This is a genomic window from Rhodococcus sp. PD04, assembly GCF_035918275.1.
GTDB classification, from domain to species: Bacteria; Actinomycetota; Actinomycetes; order Mycobacteriales; family Mycobacteriaceae; genus Rhodococcus; species Rhodococcus rhodochrous.
Genome location: NZ_CP142143.1, coordinates 868,272 through 884,216 on the forward strand (window position 1 = coordinate 868,272; position 15,945 = coordinate 884,216).

Annotated in this window: 14 protein-coding genes; 4 read left to right on the forward strand and 10 right to left on the reverse strand. The window is 68.5% G+C overall.

The window, feature by feature from the left end; genetic code table 11:
• Nucleotides 1-139 precede the first annotated feature (139 nt).
• The 5 genes from U9J23_RS04035 to U9J23_RS04055 all read right to left on the reverse strand — a co-directional run bounded on the left by U9J23_RS04035 (nt 140) and on the right by U9J23_RS04055 (nt 6,856).
• A complete protein-coding gene (locus U9J23_RS04035) occupies nt 140-250 on the reverse strand; it encodes a methionine/alanine import family NSS transporter small subunit (protein WP_080968402.1) in 111 nt (36 codons plus the stop codon).
• Nucleotides 247-1,821: a sodium-dependent transporter gene (locus U9J23_RS04040; RefSeq protein WP_059384218.1), complete on the reverse strand. Its 1,575-nt coding sequence runs from the start codon at nt 1,819-1,821 to the stop codon at nt 247-249. The genes U9J23_RS04035 and U9J23_RS04040 overlap by 4 nt, the downstream gene beginning before the upstream one ends.
• An 83-nt stretch (nt 1,822-1,904) precedes the next feature.
• The gene (locus tag U9J23_RS04045) at nt 1,905-3,026 is read right to left on the reverse strand and encodes a TIGR00374 family protein (protein ID WP_059384217.1); all 1,122 of its coding nucleotides are present in this window, start codon (nt 3,024-3,026) and stop codon (nt 1,905-1,907) included.
• On the reverse strand, nt 3,027-4,457 hold the full coding sequence (locus tag U9J23_RS04050) for an HAD-IB family hydrolase (RefSeq protein WP_326601496.1): 1,431 nt from the start codon (nt 4,455-4,457) through the stop codon (nt 3,027-3,029).
• Nucleotides 4,454-6,856 carry a glycerol-3-phosphate 1-O-acyltransferase gene (locus tag U9J23_RS04055; RefSeq protein WP_272266857.1) on the reverse strand — a complete coding sequence of 801 codons (2,403 nt, stop codon included), beginning with the start codon at nt 6,854-6,856 and terminating at the stop codon, nt 4,454-4,456. The genes U9J23_RS04050 and U9J23_RS04055 overlap by 4 nt, the downstream gene beginning before the upstream one ends.
• Before the next feature lie 155 nt (nt 6,857-7,011).
• On the opposite strand from U9J23_RS04055, the gene U9J23_RS04060 reads away from it, so the two are divergent.
• The gene (locus tag U9J23_RS04060; RefSeq protein ID WP_059384214.1) at nt 7,012-8,523 is read left to right on the forward strand and encodes a bifunctional aminoglycoside phosphotransferase/ATP-binding protein; all 1,512 of its coding nucleotides are present in this window, start codon (nt 7,012-7,014) and stop codon (nt 8,521-8,523) included.
• A gap of 85 nt (nt 8,524-8,608) precedes the next feature.
• Here the strand turns inward: U9J23_RS04060 and U9J23_RS04065 are convergent, their stop codons facing one another.
• Both U9J23_RS04065 and U9J23_RS04070 read right to left on the reverse strand, forming a co-directional pair.
• Entirely contained in the window at nt 8,609-9,502 is an 894-nt protein-coding gene (locus tag U9J23_RS04065; RefSeq protein ID WP_085469233.1) for a universal stress protein, read from the reverse strand.
• A 148-nt stretch (nt 9,503-9,650) separates the two neighbouring features.
• On the reverse strand, nt 9,651-11,183 hold the full coding sequence (locus U9J23_RS04070; protein ID WP_326601499.1) for a CYTH and CHAD domain-containing protein: 1,533 nt from the start codon (nt 11,181-11,183) through the stop codon (nt 9,651-9,653).
• A gap of 165 nt (nt 11,184-11,348) precedes the next feature.
• Between U9J23_RS04070 and U9J23_RS04075 the strand changes: the two genes are divergently transcribed.
• Nucleotides 11,349-11,894, forward strand: coding sequence for a flavodoxin domain-containing protein (locus U9J23_RS04075; protein ID WP_059384211.1), 546 nt, complete (start codon nt 11,349-11,351; stop codon nt 11,892-11,894).
• 57 nt (nt 11,895-11,951) lie between these two features.
• Here U9J23_RS04075 and U9J23_RS04080 read toward each other — a convergent pair whose 3' ends face one another.
• Both U9J23_RS04080 and U9J23_RS04085 read right to left on the reverse strand, forming a co-directional pair.
• Nucleotides 11,952-12,458, reverse strand: a complete 507-nt coding sequence (locus U9J23_RS04080) for an SRPBCC family protein (RefSeq protein ID WP_059384210.1) — start codon at nt 12,456-12,458, stop codon at nt 11,952-11,954.
• A 28-nt stretch (nt 12,459-12,486) separates the two neighbouring features.
• Nucleotides 12,487-13,407, reverse strand: coding sequence for a pseudouridine synthase (locus tag U9J23_RS04085; protein WP_059384209.1), 921 nt, complete (start codon nt 13,405-13,407; stop codon nt 12,487-12,489).
• Between the two features lie 220 nt (nt 13,408-13,627).
• Between U9J23_RS04085 and U9J23_RS04090 the strand changes: the two genes are divergently transcribed.
• Complete coding sequence (locus U9J23_RS04090) at nt 13,628-14,572, forward strand: alpha/beta hydrolase (protein ID WP_248931529.1); 945 nt, start codon at nt 13,628-13,630, stop codon at nt 14,570-14,572.
• Entirely contained in the window at nt 14,562-15,428 is an 867-nt protein-coding gene (locus U9J23_RS04095) for an oxidoreductase (RefSeq protein ID WP_059384208.1), read from the forward strand. Before U9J23_RS04090 ends, U9J23_RS04095 begins: the two co-directional genes overlap by 11 nt.
• A gap of 51 nt (nt 15,429-15,479) precedes the next feature.
• On the opposite strand, the gene U9J23_RS04100 is transcribed toward U9J23_RS04095, so the two are convergent.
• A complete protein-coding gene (locus U9J23_RS04100) occupies nt 15,480-15,914 on the reverse strand; it encodes a GNAT family N-acetyltransferase (protein ID WP_059384207.1) in 435 nt (144 codons plus the stop codon).
• Nucleotides 15,915-15,945: the final 31 nt, after the last annotated feature.

Here is a 15,945-nt window from a genome sequence, read left to right on the forward strand (position 1 = left end):
ACACCCGGACGGGCTCTACCTAACTCTAAAGTAGAGGTTTAGAGTACGACCGCTCCAGGAGACCACAAGGGCGGCGCCCTTCCGGTGCGCCGCCCCGCGGTGTTATCGAACGGTGACCGGCCCGGTGGCCGGTGACCGACTAGGCGTCGGGATCGTCCGGATTCCTCCGGAGATGCAGGATGCTCAGCAACAGACCACCCCAGAGGGTGATGAGGGCGAGGAGCATCATGCCGATGGCTGCTCCGCTCACTGGGTACCTCCTGAGGACGTGCCGTCGGTCGCCGACGGGATGAGGGGACGGTTCTCGTCGAGCTCGTATTCGAGGTCGATGCCCTTCCGCCACGGGATGAACGACAGCACCACCGCCAGCACGATGACGGCCGCCTGCACGCTCCAGCCGAAGGCGAGGACCAGGCTGTCGGGCAGGCCGCCGTAGCCGTCGCGGACACGGTCGCGGATCTCGCTGAACAGCATGTAACCGAGGACGAGCGGGGTGATGATGCCCGTGAACACCATCCAGCCGGTGCCCACCTTGAACGAGGACACCGAGTTGAGGTGGTCGCGGAGTTCGGGCAGGCGGCGGTAGATCCACGCGACCACGACCAGCGCCACGAAGGCGACACCGACGATGCCGAACTGGTTCGCGAAGCGGTCCACCACGTCGAGGGTGTTCAGGCCGGTGGTGGTGGGGAAGAGCAGCAGCGACACGATCGCCGACACGCCGCCGATGGCGAGAACGGCCGGTACCCGGCCGAGGCCGGTCTTGTCCTGGAAGGCCGAGACGGTCACCTGGATGATGCTGATCATCGACGTGAACCCGGCGAAGACCAGCGAACCGAAGAACAGCACACCGAACAGCGGGCCGCCGGGCATCTCCGAGACGATCGTCGGGAAGGCGATGAAGGCGAGGCCGATACCGCCGGCGACCACCTCACCGACCTCGACGCCCTGCGCCTGCGCCATGAAGCCGAGAGCGGAGAAGACACCGATGCCGGCGAGCACCTCGAAGCTCGAGTTCGAGAAGCCGACCACGAGACCCGAACCGGTGAGGTTCGTCTTCCGCTTCAGGTACGACGAGTACGTCACCATGATGCCGAAGGCGACGGACAGCGAGAAGAAGATCTGCGCATACGCCGCGATCCACACCCCGGTGTCGGTCAGCGCCGACCAGTTCGGGCTGAAGAACGCATCGAGGCCGGCGGTCGCGCCGTCGAGGGTCAGCGACCGGACGACGAGCGCACCGAACAGCAGGACCAGCAACGGCACGAAGAACCGGTTGGCGTTGCCGATACCGCGCTGGACGCCGAGCGCGAGCACCGCGAGCGTCGCGATCCAGACCAGCAGCAGCGTCCACGCAACGCCCGGCACGAAGCTCAGGCCGAAGGTCGCATCGGCGTCCTGGTTCAGGAACGAACTCATGAAGAAGCCTTCGGGGTCGTCGCCCCAGGCCTCGGTGATCGAGAAGAAGGTGTACCGCGCGGCCCAGGCCACGATCACCGCGTAGTACACGCCGATGACGAAGCACACCAGCACCTGCCACCAGCCGATGAACTCGGCGCCGCGGCGCAGTCTGCGGAAGGCCAGCGGCGGCGATCCGCGGAACTTGTGCCCGATCGCGTAGTCGACCAGGAGGAGGGGGATACCCGCGGTCAGCAGCGCGACCAGATACGGGATCAGGAATGCGCCACCACCGTTCTCGTAAGCGATGTACGGGAAGCGCCAGATGTTGCCGAGTCCGACCGCCGAACCGATTGCGGCCATGATGAACACGGACCGGCCCGACCAGACCTCCCGTTTGTGTGTGACCTCGTGCTGTGCCACGGACCTCGTCCTCCATTCATTCGGATGGAGGACAACGCTAGCGCCCCGACCGGCACGCAGGCGATCTTTTCGGGTCGGCGTCTTCAGTCGTCGTCCCAGATCCGCAGGTCCGGGGGAGTGTCGTCCTCATCCTCCTCCTCGCCGACGTTCCGATAGCGGAATGCGAAGACGATCCAGCCGACCGCGGCGACGAGCACGAAACTGATCAGCCGGTACACGACCACCGCCGACAGGGCCTGCGCGCCGCTCATGCCGGAGGCGGTGAGTGCCGGAACGAGCACGGCGTCCATGACACCCAGACCGGCGGGAAGCAGCGGGATGGCGCGGCTGGTGGCGGTTCCGGCCGCATAGGCGACGGCGATACCGGCCAGGCTCGGTGCACCGCCGACCGCGTACGCGGCGAACGCCAGGCACGCACCGTCGCACACCCAGTTGCTCAGCGACCAGCCGAACGCGCGGGCCGCATGCGGGCGATCGAGTTGCACCGCGCTCAACTGGCCGACGATCTTCCGCCACGCCCGCGCACCCGCCTGTTCGGGCTTCTTCCGCAGCCGGTTCAGACTCCGCAGGGCGATCAGGCCGATCGATTCGAACGACCCCGGGTTGCCGGCCGCGTACTGGATGAGCACGACCAGCAGCAGCAGACCGCCGATCGAGAAGATCAGCGAGAACGGGTTGTTGCTGGCGCCGACGAGCAGAGCGCCGACGAGACCCAGCAGGGCGAGTCCGGCGGCCTGCAGGAGACCGGCCATGACCAGCTGCCAGGTCGCCACCACCGGGGGTGCGCCCCAATGTCGCATCTGCCGGTAGGTGAAGGTCGTCCCCACCACCGGTCCACCCGGCAGCGTCACGCTCATCGAGTTCGCCGCGAGGGCCACCGAAAGCGATTGTCGCTGCGTCACCTTCACACCCGCCGCGGACAGCAGTGCCCGCTGCACCCGCGCGAAGGTCGACATCTCCGCCATCGACGCGAACACCGCCGCCGCGACCCAGCCCCAGTGGAGGCGTCCGAGGCCGCGGACGCTGTCGGACAGCTCCGGCCACACGAGCACGATCTCGACGGTGAGCACCACGACGAGCAGAGCTCCGACGATCCACTTGAGATACCGGCGCCGCTTCGGGGTCAGGGGCCCGTTCTCACCGTTCGTGCTCTCGTCGGGTCCGTCGTCGTCCGGCTCCTCGGCTTCCACGGTCTCGTTCGTCATCTACTCGGTGGGCCAGCTCGACAGCGTGCGGCGGTAGAGGTCCTCGACCTCGGCGATGTGCTCGTCGAGGTTCTCCCGCGACCAGCTGCTCACGTCGATCGGTTCGAGCACCGCCACGTCGACGGTGCCCGACCGCAGCAGGGTCGAGTGCTTCCACAGGATCTCACCGGCGTTGCGGATCACGACCGGCACGACCGGGACGCCGGCCTGCATCGCGATGTGGAAGGCGCCCTTCTTGAACCTGCCGATCGCCGGGGTCAGCGAGCGCGCGCCCTCGGGGGCGATGACGATCGACGTCCCCTCGCGGAGGGTGTCGACGACGGGTCCGAGCGCCGCGACCGCCCGTTGGGTGTTCGTGCGGTCGACGAAGGTGGCGCCGACGAACCGCAGGAGCGGACCGAACAACGGGTCGTTGGCCATCTCCTTCTTCGTCACGCCCGTGAAGTCCTGCCTCAGGACCTTGGCCAGCACCACCGGGTCGAGCTGACTCTGGTGGTTGAAGATGAACACCGCCGGCCGGGCGGCCCACGCATTCGCTTCCCCGACGATGCGTACGTCCACTCCGGCCAGAGCCAGGGAGACCTCGGTGCCGATGCTGATGATCGAGTCGAGTGCCGTCTTGCGGCTGCGGTTGATCAGGCCGAGACCGAGGCCGGTCCACACCGAGCCGAACATTCCGCCGTAGGCGGCGGCGGTGCGGACGAGTTCGCGGGCTCCCGGTGTGCCGCGCGGCCGGAACCGCATGATCGGCCAGTCGCGTTCGATGGCGACACGGGTGAGAGTGCGGTCGGGGTTCGTGGCGGTGGGGTTGCCGGCGACGGCCAGGAACTCCACGTCCTCACCACCGTTGGAATAGGTGTAGCTCGACTCGGCGTCGATGCCGTGCGTCTCGACGAAATTGCGTGCCGCCTCCGCTTTGCCGCTGCGCCACAACGATTTACCGTCGACCCGACCGGTGAGGACACCGTTCTCGACCTCGAGCGGGGTGAACAGGATGTGCTCGACGCCCAGCGCGTCCCCGGCGGCCTGGATCTGGTAACGCGAGGCCGACGAGGCGATCACCACCGTGTGGCCCGCGTTCTGGTGCGCGCCGATGAGCTGCCACGCCTCCGGATACAGGTGCCCGGCGATCGTCGTCATGAACAACCGGCTGCCGATCTCGTAGAGTTCTTCCTCGGTGTGACCACGCCACGCCTTGAAGGCGATCGCGACGAAGCGTTCGAAGTCCTCCTCGGTCTCCGTCCCGCGGATCCCGTTGATCATCGTCGCGGCCAGTTCGGACGCGGAGACCTTCCCGGCGAGCACCCGATCGCGGAAGAAGTGGACACCGGAGAAGCCGTGCACGATGGTGCCGTCGAAATCGAAGAAGGCCGCCACCTCGGGTCCCTGTGGACCCGTGCGCACCCGTTCGAGGGCCTGCTCGAGGTTCACCGTTCCACCTTTCTGTTCGACACGTCGAGCGACTCGGCCAACGCGACCCGCTGGGCCAACTCCGACAGCTCCGTTGCGAAGGCCTTCCTGCGCTCGCGGACGATCTCGGGGTCCTCGTCGCGGTCGAGCAGTCCTCGATTGCGCGCCAGATCGAGCGCGGACGCGAACAACTCCGACGACACCGATTCCGGCCCGTACAGGCGGCGCTGCAGCAGCATCTGCCGGCCCACCGCGACACACTCCGACAGGAAGGCGGCGCGGTCGACCTCGAGCTCCGGGTCCCGGACGGCGAGGCGCTCGGCGACGACGAGCTGCGCGTCGAAGAACGACCGCAGCGTGCGGTGCGACATGAAGAAGCCTGTCTCGACGAGACCGGTGAGCGCTTCGTCCTTCGTCGGCAGCGTGTCGCCCCAGGACGGGACGAGCCAGGCCAGCTCGTCGCGCATCTGGGCCTCGAAGGTGTCGCGGTCGGGGAAGAAGAACTCGAACTTCAGCAGGTCGCGCAGATTCTTCGCCTCGTCCCACGCCACCCGGGCGGGATCGTCGCCGGGATTGGCGTGCGCGTAGAGGATGGCCAGCTCCATGATCGACCGGTTGACGAACCAGTGCACGCCGCTGTTGCGGTAGAACGCCGCGACGAGATGCTGACCCGGCTGGATCGAGTAGACGGGCTCCTCCCCGCCGGCGTAGGTGGTGACCACGCCCGCGTGGGTGAGCGACGAGAGCACATCCTCGAGCCCACCCTCGACGTCGAGGATGGGCAGGCCGCCCTGCGGGACACCTCGGCGATCGAGATAGCGGCGGACCGGTGCGATGACGGCCCGCACCTCCTCGAGCGTCAGCGAGCGGTCGCGCACACCCAGCAGAGCGAGGGTGACCAGGCAGTTCACCGTCACGGGCGTGTTGCAGTTGATACCGACCGCGACTTCGAAGGCGACCTTCTGCAGCGCCTTGCGGCGCAGCGCCCGTATCTCCTCCGGGTCCGTCGGCGCCGCGGACGGGTCGGCGGCCAGCGCCGGTGCGGCCAGGTCCGGATCCCCACCGGCGACCAGCAGTTCGCGCATCGACACGGGATCGCCGAAGCGCACGTACACGTTCCCGGCCCGCTTGCGCTGATTGCGGGCGTAGCGCACGAGCCATCCCAGGCCCTCGGGCTTCTTCGTCGCGCCGGTCTGCTCGGCGGCGACCGCCGCGACCTCGGCGAGTCCCTCGTAGGTGATCGAGACCGGCACCAGCATCGCGTCCTCGACCCGTCCGCCGCGGATCGCGTTGGCCACGTAGCTGAGCAGCCCGTAGCGCGGGGGACGGAGCTTGCCGGTGCGGGTCCGGCCGCCCTCGAAGTACCACTCGAGGTTGAACCGCTTGCTCAGCAGGAACGCGAAGTACTCCTCGAGCGCGGCCTTGTAGACGTCGTCGTCGGCGAAGCTGCGCCGGATGAACACCGTGCCGGTGCGGCGGGCGACCGGACCGATCGGCCAGAAGGTGAGGTTGGCCCCGCCCATGATGTGGTTGCCCGGAAAATCGTTCGCCGCCAGGATGTCGCCCAGCACGAAGGCATCGGCGTAGGACCGGTGCGAGGGGAGGAAGACCAGGGAGTACCGGCGGTTGGACTCACGCAGTGCGCGCAGGCCGGACTCGTCGGCGTGCACGGTCCACGCCGCCGCGTGCAGCGGTCGCATCGCCTGCGAGAACAGGTCGGTGACCAGTCGTGACTGCACGGCCACGAGTTCGTCGAGCGAACTGCGGGCCCGCGCCTCGACCTCGGCGCGGGAGAGTCCGTGCTCGGCGGCGATCTCGTCGAGGCGGCGCCGGAAGATCGGCGAGTCCATGATCTGAGCGGCGACGAGCCGCGGGACCTTGTAGCGGTCGCCGATCACCGCTCGCTCGGCGCGTTCGAGTGCGACGACGGCGCGGCGGGTCACGTACCGCGCGAGTGCCGCGTCGTCGCCGTCACCGCCCTCCATGCTGAGCGCCTCCCGCAGTTCGGACAGGCGGGCCGGTTGCGCGACGACGATCCGGTGGCGGTCCGCGCCCCTGCGCACGAGCCATTTCTGCAGCAGCAGATTCGGATTGCGCGGGTTGGTGAGGGCGAGGACGTCGGAGAACCGGACACGCCGCGCACCGTCGCGCTCGGCCGGGAGCCACACGAACCGCACGGGCAGGATCAGCGGGTCGTCGGTACGGGTCACGAGCTCCTCGGCGAGCACCCGCGAGTCGAGGTCGAGCGACTCGGGCCGGGTCGGTGTGCGGTACTCGGCGGGAACCTCGTCCGAGCGCAGCCACTCCTCGATCATCGTCCGCTCGAGAGCGGTCGTGTACGCCACGACCGCCACCGTGGGCCCGTCGTCGGCCCTCGCAGTGCCGTCTTCGCGTGCCAGGCTCGGTTGATCGTTCCTCATCTCACCCCGTCCAGAAGTCGCCCCGGTGTGAAAGCTACCTGTCGCGGCCGGTTCGTTCGGGCGATCCGGACGAGAACGCCGACACTGTGCAGAGGTACCGATGCGGATGCAGCGACGGGGTGCCTGATCGACAATGTGATGGACGAGAGGACTCGGTGGGATCCGCCGACGGCAGGGAGGGCGCAGTGAGCACAGGTGCCGGACCGGACGGTGTCGGATACGCGGGAGTGAGGGAGACGCATTCGTCGGTGGTCTTCTTCGTCGGCGACCGCGTGCACAAGTTGAAGAAGCCGCTCGACCTGGGCTTCCTCGACAACCGCACGCGTGAGGCCCGCGAACGGATCTGCCACCGGGAGGTGGAGCTCAACCGGCGTCTCGCACCGGACGTCTACCTGGGTGTCGCGGACGTCCACGGCCCGGACGGACAGCTGTGCGAGCACCTCGTCGAGATGGTGCGGCTGCCCGACGATCGGCGCCTGGCCGCGGCGGTCCGCCGAGGTGAGGACGTGTCGGCGGTGATCGACGAGGTGGCACGGCAGGTCGCCGCACTGCACGCCTCCTCGCCGCACGGTCCTGAGATCGACCGGTGTGCCTCCGCGGACTTCGTCGCCCGGTTGTGGGATCTCAGCCTCGACCATCTCGGCCGGCTGGAGGTGGGGGCGGATCGTGCCGGAGTATTGGCGCGGATCGGGGAGTCCGTGCACCGCTATCTCGCAGGCCGGACGGTGCTGTTCGACGAACGCATCGCGGCGGGCCGGGCCGTGGACGGGCACGGCGACCTGCTCGCCGACGACATCTTCTGTCTCGACGACGGTCCGCGCATCATCGATTGTCTCGAGTTCGACGACGAGTTGCGCTACGGCGATGCAGTGCTCGATCTCGCCTTCCTCGCAATGGATCTCGAACGTCTCGGCGCCGAGTCCGCGGCGCGGCGACTGCTCGAGCGGTACAGCGAGGTCTCGGGTGATCATCCACCCTCCTCGCTCGTGCACCACTACATCGCCTATCGAGCGCTGGTGCGCGCGAAGGTGACCGCCCTGCGCTACGAGCAGGGCGATGCAGCGGCGCGGGAGACGGCGACCGGTTTCGTCGAGCTGCTCGAGGGACATCTCGACCGTGGACGTGTGCGCATGGTGCTCGTCGGTGGTGTCTCCGCGACCGGCAAGACGACATTGTCGCGCGAGGTCGGTGCGTATCTCGGAGCGGATGTGCTGCGCAGCGACGTCGTCCGGAAGGAGTTGGTGGGTCTGGAGCCCACCGACCGCACCGGCGACGGCACGGATGCCGGCCTGTACGCGCCGGCGCATACGGAGGCCACCTACGGGGAACTGCTGCGCCGGGCCGGGAGCGCTCTCGCCCGGGGACGATCCGTCGTGCTGGACGCGACCTGGTTGTCGTCCGGCCAACGCGACGCGGCCCGCAAGGTCGCCGACGGCGCCGCAGTGGACGTCATCGAGATCGAATGCCGTGCGGACAAGGGAATCCTGCTGCAGCGGATGGCATCCCGCGCCGAACGCGGCGACGACGCCTCCGATGCGACCCCTGCCGTGCTCGAGCGGCAACTCCGGCGGCGGGACCCGTGGCCGGAGGCGGTGTCGATCGATACGGGTGTCGAGACCGTCGACGCGGCGTGGCTGGAGACCACACTCGGTCCTGCGCCCTGGTGAACGTGCCCCGGTGAACGCGTTCCCCGGGAACGGCGAACGGGGATCGCTTCGTCGAAGCGATCCCCGTCGGCCGGAACGGTCGGGTCTAGACCTTGCGTGCGATGAGCACCGGGCACGGAGCCTTGTGCAGCAGGTTCTGGCTCGTCGATCCGAGCAGGGCGGCGCGGAACTGGCCACGCCCGTGGCTGCCGACCGCGACGAGTTGGGCGTCGTCGAGGTGCGCGAGCAGGACCTTCGAGGCCGGTCCCCGGTCGATCACACGCTCGACGGTGACATCGGGGTAGCGATCGCTCCAGCCGGCAAGCGTCTCGGCGAGAACCGCGGTCTCCGCGGTCTCCACGGCATCCCAGTCCACCAGTGCGGCCGTGGCGCCGACGCCGAGTGCGGCATCACCGAGCCAGGAGTGCACGGCCCGAAGCGGAACCCCGAGGGCCGATGCGAGATTGAATGCGTGAGTGACTGCGGCAGCGGATAATTCGCTGCCGTCCACACCGACGACGATCGGCCGGGAATCGGGCAGCGGAGAATCGGTGCTGCCGCGCCACACGACCACCGGGCAGGGTGCATGGTTCGCGACGCGCAGAACGGTGGAGCCGAGCAGGAAGTTCTCGAGCGCACCCGCACCGGTGGCGCCCATGACGACCAGGCGTGCGTCCTCGGCGGCCTCGAGCAGCGACTTGGCTGCGGGACCGGGGCCGATGAAGCTGCTGACCTCGAGATCGGGGTGGTCGGCGCGGACCCGTTCGGCGGCGTCGGCGAGGAGTTTCTTGCCGTCCTCCTCGAGCTGCTGGATCATCTGCGACTGCACCAGTACCGCGGCCTCGCTGTAGAAGATGCCCTCCGGGGGCATCGAGTGCACGAGGTGGAGGGGCGCTCCGATACGTGACGCGACGGCGCCGGCCCACCGCGCTGCCGCCACAGCCGTTTCGGAGCCGTCGACGCCTGCGACGACTGCCTTGCGGGTGCTCGGTGTGCTCATCGATGTCTCCTTCTCGTTGCAGCGCGCGGCTTCCCGTGCGCAGGTCGGCCCGAGGCCACGTTACCGCCACGACGCGGCTGTGACCCGGATTCGACGATCTTCATGATCCCTGATCGGGGAGACCCGGACCAGGGACTTCGGACCTCGATCAGGACCACAATCGGCGGGCGGAGCGGTGGGCCTTCCCCCAGCCGCCGTCCAGGTGCGCGGCCTGCGCGTCGCCGATCTCGGTCTCGATGCGGAACAGGATCCCGAGCCCGAAACTGGTCTCGGCGGTGTGCCCCTGCTCGGAGAGCATGTCCAGGAGGTGTTCCCGCGCGACGACTGAGTCCTGGAATTCGCCGAGCAGATCCTGGAAGTCGTCGAACCGGTCGAGGATCCGTCCGGACCGCTTCGGATGCATCGGCGCGATCACCTCGATGGCGTATCGCATCCGTTTGGCGCCCTTGCGTGCCCGGTGCATGAGCGCGTCCCGTTCCGCCGGGTTCTCGGCGTCGCCGACCCTGTCGACGCGGCGCGAGACCTTCTTCGACAACGCTGCGATCGCACGCAGCAGTTCCTTCCGCGCCACCTTCGGACGTGCGCCGGCCGCTTCGGTGGCGGGAGCGAGGTCGTCGATCGCCGCGTCGAGGCGGGAGAGCAGCCCGACGTACCGATCCGAGTCCAGGCTATCGACGGCCTCGAGGCGGGCGGCCTCCGATCTCGCCGAGAAGTACTCGTCGATACGGGCTCTCGTCGCCTCCCGGTGCGAGTCGACCGGGATGTCCGCCACGCGCTCGGCGAGCCGTTCCCACTGGACCTCGAGATCACGCGAAGAGCTGAGACGTCTTCCGAGCCAACGGAGTTCGTCGACGAGATCGTGATCGACGACGATCTCGTCGGAATAGGTCTGCAACGCGCTGCGCAGACGCCGCGCGGCCTTGCGCATGCTGTGCACCGCGTCGGGTGCGTCGCGCCGGACGGCGATGTCCGACAGCGCCAGGGTGTGCAGTTCGCTCGAGAGATAGTCGCGTATCGGGATCAGTCCCTTCGCGATCGGCGGGCGGGCGGGGATCAGATCGCCGAGCACGCGGTGGAGCTTCGACGGGCTCTCCGAACGGGTGATCCCGGAGGCCGCGAAGCGTTCCTCGAGCGCCGTGAGGAATCGGTCGATCGTCTTGTCGCCGAGGGCGGAATTCCACTCGACCTCGATCTCCTTCCAGCGGATCTCGGATCCGTCGGCTCCGCGCACGGCGTCGACGTCGTCGACCACCACCTCCGCGATGAGGCGGCCGTCCGACGCCCGGAGCCGGTGCCGGTGTCGTCGGGTCACGAGCAGAGCGGCCAGGCCCAACGGGGCGCCGCGCCGGACGCCGCGCAACAGGGACCCGAGGTCTGCGGGGACGTCCTCGGCGGAGTCGTCGCCGAGGGGGAAGTGCAGTTCGGTGCGGGTGTCGACACCGGACGGCAGTTTGAGATGCCACCCCGCGTCGTCGCCGCCCTCACGTCTGCGGAGCGTGACCTTCGAGCGCAGCAGGTTCAGGTCGGCGGTGTCGTAGTACTGGGCCGACAATTCGAACCGGTCGACGTCGATCGCATCGACGGACGGCAGTCCCGTCAGGTCCGGGAGCGGCCGCTCGCCGGTGGCGGAGTACTTGCGTTCCGCCTCTTCCGCGACGGTCGCCGGCGATGTGCTGGGCATCCATCTGCTCCTTCTCAATGCGCGTTGCCTCCACCTTGCCACGCGGTCCGGTATGAGGTGATTCGTCCGACTGTGATCTGCCGATACCGGGCAAAGAGCACTTCGGCACTGGTCAAGGCCCGGTTCGGGGGTGATCATGGTTCGACGCGGGTCCGGAGGGTAGTGATGAAGGTTCTTGTTTCGGTGGCCAGTCGGCACGGCTCGACCGCGGAGATCGCGACAGCGCTGGCCGCGTCGATGCGTCACCACGGCGCGCAGGTCGACGTGAACGCGCCCGAACATGTCGACGAGGTCGACGCGTACGACGTCGTGGTGCTCGGCAGCGCCGTCTACCGCAGTCGCTGGCTGCGCAGCGCGCGGGAGTTCGCGGAGCGGTACGCGGCCGAACTGCGGGAACGCGACGTCTATCTGTTCTCTTCGGGCCCGGTCGCTTCGGGCGGAAGGTCGGTGAACACGTGCTACGACGCGTGCGCCGTCGCCGAGCGGGTCGGGGCCGTCGAACATCGCACCTTCCCGGGGAAGCTCGATCCGGCGGTGCTCGGCACCGGCGAACGGATGGTCGTCAGGATGGTCGGCGCCCCCTGCGGCGACTTCCGGGACTGGGACGCGGTCGGAGCCTGGGGCGCGCGCATCGTGGCACACACGTCCGCCCGGGAGCACGATCTCGGCGGCGTCGGTTCGGCTCCCGTGCGACGTGGGGCGCGCCGCTAGCCCGTCCGCCCGGTCCCGGGTCCGGCGATCAGCCCGGGTCCCGCTGCGGCGCTCGGCTCAGCCCGAGCTTCCCTGGTAGTGCGCGCTGAGTTCGGCTGCGCGGTCCCAGATCGACCAGTCGACCGGACGTTCCTCCAACTGCGCCTCGACCACCTCGAACCCGGCGTGCCAGGCGGCGCCGTGTGCGAGGGCGTCCTCCTCGTCGTCGGTGGTGTGGGTGAGGGTGAGCCAGCACCCGCCGGAGCCGTCGGGGGTGAGTTCCCAGTGCAGAACGTCGGTGTCCCAGAGGTATTCCAGGACCCGCGCGGGCCGCACCGTGAGCACACTGCCCATGGTGGTGTGCCCTTCGGGCAGGCCGAAGCGGCGGGTCTGCTCCTGTGTGGAGCGGAATTCGAGTGTCGCGCCGGGTGTGAGCTCGAACTCGACGTCGGCAGGGAACCAGGCGCGGAGATGTTGAGGATCGGTCAGGACCCTCCACACCTTCTCCGGCGGGTGGGGGAACGAGCGTTCGAACCGCAGGGCCACCCGCCCGTCATAGGTACGCGAGATGCTGCCGATTTCCATGGGAACCTCCAAGACGAGAACTCGCCGGTCAGCGGGGTCCTGGTGTGCTGTTACTCCATGCTGCCAGGTTTCGTCGGCTTACGAAGCGGGTCGGCCGACCTGTGATCGGATCGTGGAACGACAGGGATCTCGCCAGAAGCTGCAGCGGATTCGAATAGTCCTGCGGCCCAACCTCGTACACCTCAGGATAGAGGTTGTCGCCGAGGATGGGGATTCCGAGCGAGTTCATGTGTACCCGGAGTTGATGCGTCCGGCCGGTCTCGGGACGCAGACGGTAACGCGCACGGTCGCCGGCCGTGTCCACCACATCGATCGAGGTCACGGCGTTGACGGGACCGTCGACCTCGCGGGCCTGCAGCACGCCGCGCTCCTTGACGATGCGGCTGCGGACCTCGCGAGGGAAGTCGAGGCGCGGCGCGGCCGGGGCGATCGCCTCGTACTCCTTCTCGACGAGACGCCGGTCGAACAGCATCTGGTACGCGCGTCGCGCCTCGCGTCGGACGGTGAACACCAGGACGCCCGCCGTGAGCCGATCGAGCCGATGGACGGGGGACAGTTCGGGCAGGTCCAGTTCCTTGCGCAACCGGACCACGGCGGTCTCCGTCACCCAGGAGCCGCGAGGGGTGGTCGCCAGGAAGTGTGGTTTGTCCACGACGAGCAGGTTCTCGTCGCGGTGGAGCACGTCGATCTCGAAGGGGACGCGCGGTTCGGCGGGCGGATCACGGTAGAGATACACGAATTCGCGTGGGACGTACGGGGTCGAGAATGTGACCGCTGTGCCGTCCTGTACGACCACTTCGCCGGATTCGATCTTCTCCGCGATGCGCGTCGCATCGTTCGGAAAGCGCGTGAGCAGGAACTCCGCTATGGTCTCCCAGCTGGGATTTTCCGGCAGTCGCAGGCGGGTGGGGTTCAGGCCGTCGCGAACGGGGAGGGGAGCTTCGGGCACGGGTCGTCAGGCTAGCGGTGCGACCGGAATGCGAGCGCCGAAGGCCCGACGATAACGTTGCCGGACTTTCCACGATAACGATTGTGTGCAAGCCTGCTTAAGGTTTCTGCACCGTCGATATCCTGGGACGGAAGTGAAGAATGTTACTGGAGTGCAAGGGGAGCATGTTGTGACGATTTCGGCGAAAACCGGAACACGTCGGCGGGGGGGACGCGCTTTCGTGCGGCTGCTGGTGGCGGCACTGGTGCTTCCGCTGGCGCTCGCGTTCAGTGGGCTCGGCGCCGGCACGGCTGCGGCCGATCCGTACGAACGCTTCCACGAGGACATGGTCGCCGCCCCGGGCGGGGTCGGGGCGATCAAGGTACGCATCTGGCGGGCGAACAACGGCAGCAACAAGGCCGTCTATCTGCTCGACGGTCTGCGCGCCACCGACGACGTGAGCGGCTGGGAACACGAGACCAACGCGGCGTGGCTCGCCGATCACGGCGTCAACGTGATCATGCCGGTGGGCGGCCAGTCGAGCTTCTACGCCGACTGGTACGCGCCGAGCAATTTCAACGGCCAGCCCTACACCTACAAGTGGGAGTCCTTCCTCACCCAGAACCTCCCCGACCATCTCGCGAACGTCTACGGCATCGACCGCAGCAACAACGCGGTGGTCGGGCTGTCGATGGGCGGTAATGCGGCGCTGATCCTGGCCGCCTACCACCGCGACCAGTTCAAGTTCGCCGGCTCGCTCTCGGGTTACCTCAACCTCTCGGCCCCCGGTATGCGCGAGGCCATCCGTCTCGCCATGCTCGACGCCGGCGGATACAACTCCGACGCGATGTGGGGACCGCCCTGGGACCCGGCGTGGCTGCGTCACGACCCGTTCGTCGCGGCGCCGCAGATGCGCGGACTGCCGATGTGGATCTCCGCGGCGAGCGGTCTGCCCGGCCAGTACGACCGGCCGAACTCGCTCGTGGGCAGCTTCAACACGACCAACGCCATGGGTCTCGAAGCGCTCGCCCGCACGCAGAACCGCGCCTTCCAGGTGCGCCTGCTGACCCTGGGTATCGACACCGCACACTTCTCGTTCCCGATCGTCGGTACCCATTCGTGGGGTTACTGGCAGGACGAGCTGTGGGCGATGCTCCCGATGCTCAAGTCCTCGATTGGCGCCTGACGCCACCACATCGCTGGTCGGCCGCACCGTCGTCGTGACGGGGGCCACCAGCGGTGTGGGCGAAGCAACGGCCCGCGCCCTCGGGGCTGCCGGCGCCACCGTCGTCCTTGCCGGTCGCAACCTCGACCGGGGCAAGCGCATCGCCGACGAGATCGGCCCCCGGGCCGAGATGATGCCGCTCGATCTCGCCGACCTCTCGGCGATCCATGCCTTCGCGGACGCCTTCGCCGATCGCCGGATCGATGTCCTGGTCAACAACGCCGGGGTCATGGCGGTGCCGCTGCGTCGCACCGCCGACGGGTTCGAGATGCAGATCGGAACGAACCATCTCGGACACTTCGCCCTGACCGGACTGCTGTTGCCGCGTATCACCGGCCGCATCGTCACGGTGTCGAGCGCCGCCCACCTGATCGGCCGGATCGATCTCGACGACCTCAACTGGGAGCACCGCCCGTACAATCGCGCCGCGGGGTACGCACAGTCGAAGCTCGCGAACCTGTTGTTCGCGCTCGAGCTCGAACGACGCCTCGCCGCTGCCCGCTCACCGCTGCGCGCCGTCGCGGCCCATCCGGGCTACGCGGCCACCGAGGTGGGCAGCCACACCGGGACGTGGTTCGACCGGCTGTTCGGTTTCGGCAAGAAGATCCTGCAGCGCACCCCGGACCAGGGGGCCGAATCGGTCGTGCTCGCCGCCTCCGATCCGGGCATCGCGGGCGGCTACATCGGCCCGCGCTTCCTCCTCTTCGGCGCGCCCGGTGTCGCCACCGTGGGTCGTCGCGCCCGCGACCGCGAGACCGCGGCGCGGCTGTGGGAGTTGTCGGAGAAGCTCACCGGAGTGCACTTCGAGATCGACTGATACGCGTCGTCGCCCGCACCCCGTGACCGCCGCCCGACGGGCGCCCCGCGGTCACGGGGTGCGGCGCATCGGCACGTGGTCGATCCCGGCCTCGAGATAGTTCGCTCCGGTGCGCACGAACCCGAATCGCGCGTACCAGTGCTCCAGGTATGCCTGCGCCGAGATGTCGACCACCCCCGGGCAGGTCCCGAGCGCCGCCTCGATCAGCTCCGCGGCGAGGCCGCGCCCGCGTGCGTGCCGGGCGGTGGCGACACGACCGATATGGGCGACGTCCCCGTCGTCGTGGAGCACGCGCAGCGTCGCGAGGACCTCGTCGCCCTCCCGTGTCCAGAACAGTTCGGTGGTCGGGTCGAGATCGCGGCCGTCGAGTTCCGGTTCACTGGTGATGCCCTGCTCGAAGACGAACACGTCGGTCCGCAGGGCGACGATCCGGTACAGGCTCTCGGGGTCGGTCTTCCTCAGCGGTGCATGGTGGATGGACGGCACGCCCCGATCGTAGGGGGATCCACCCTCCCGG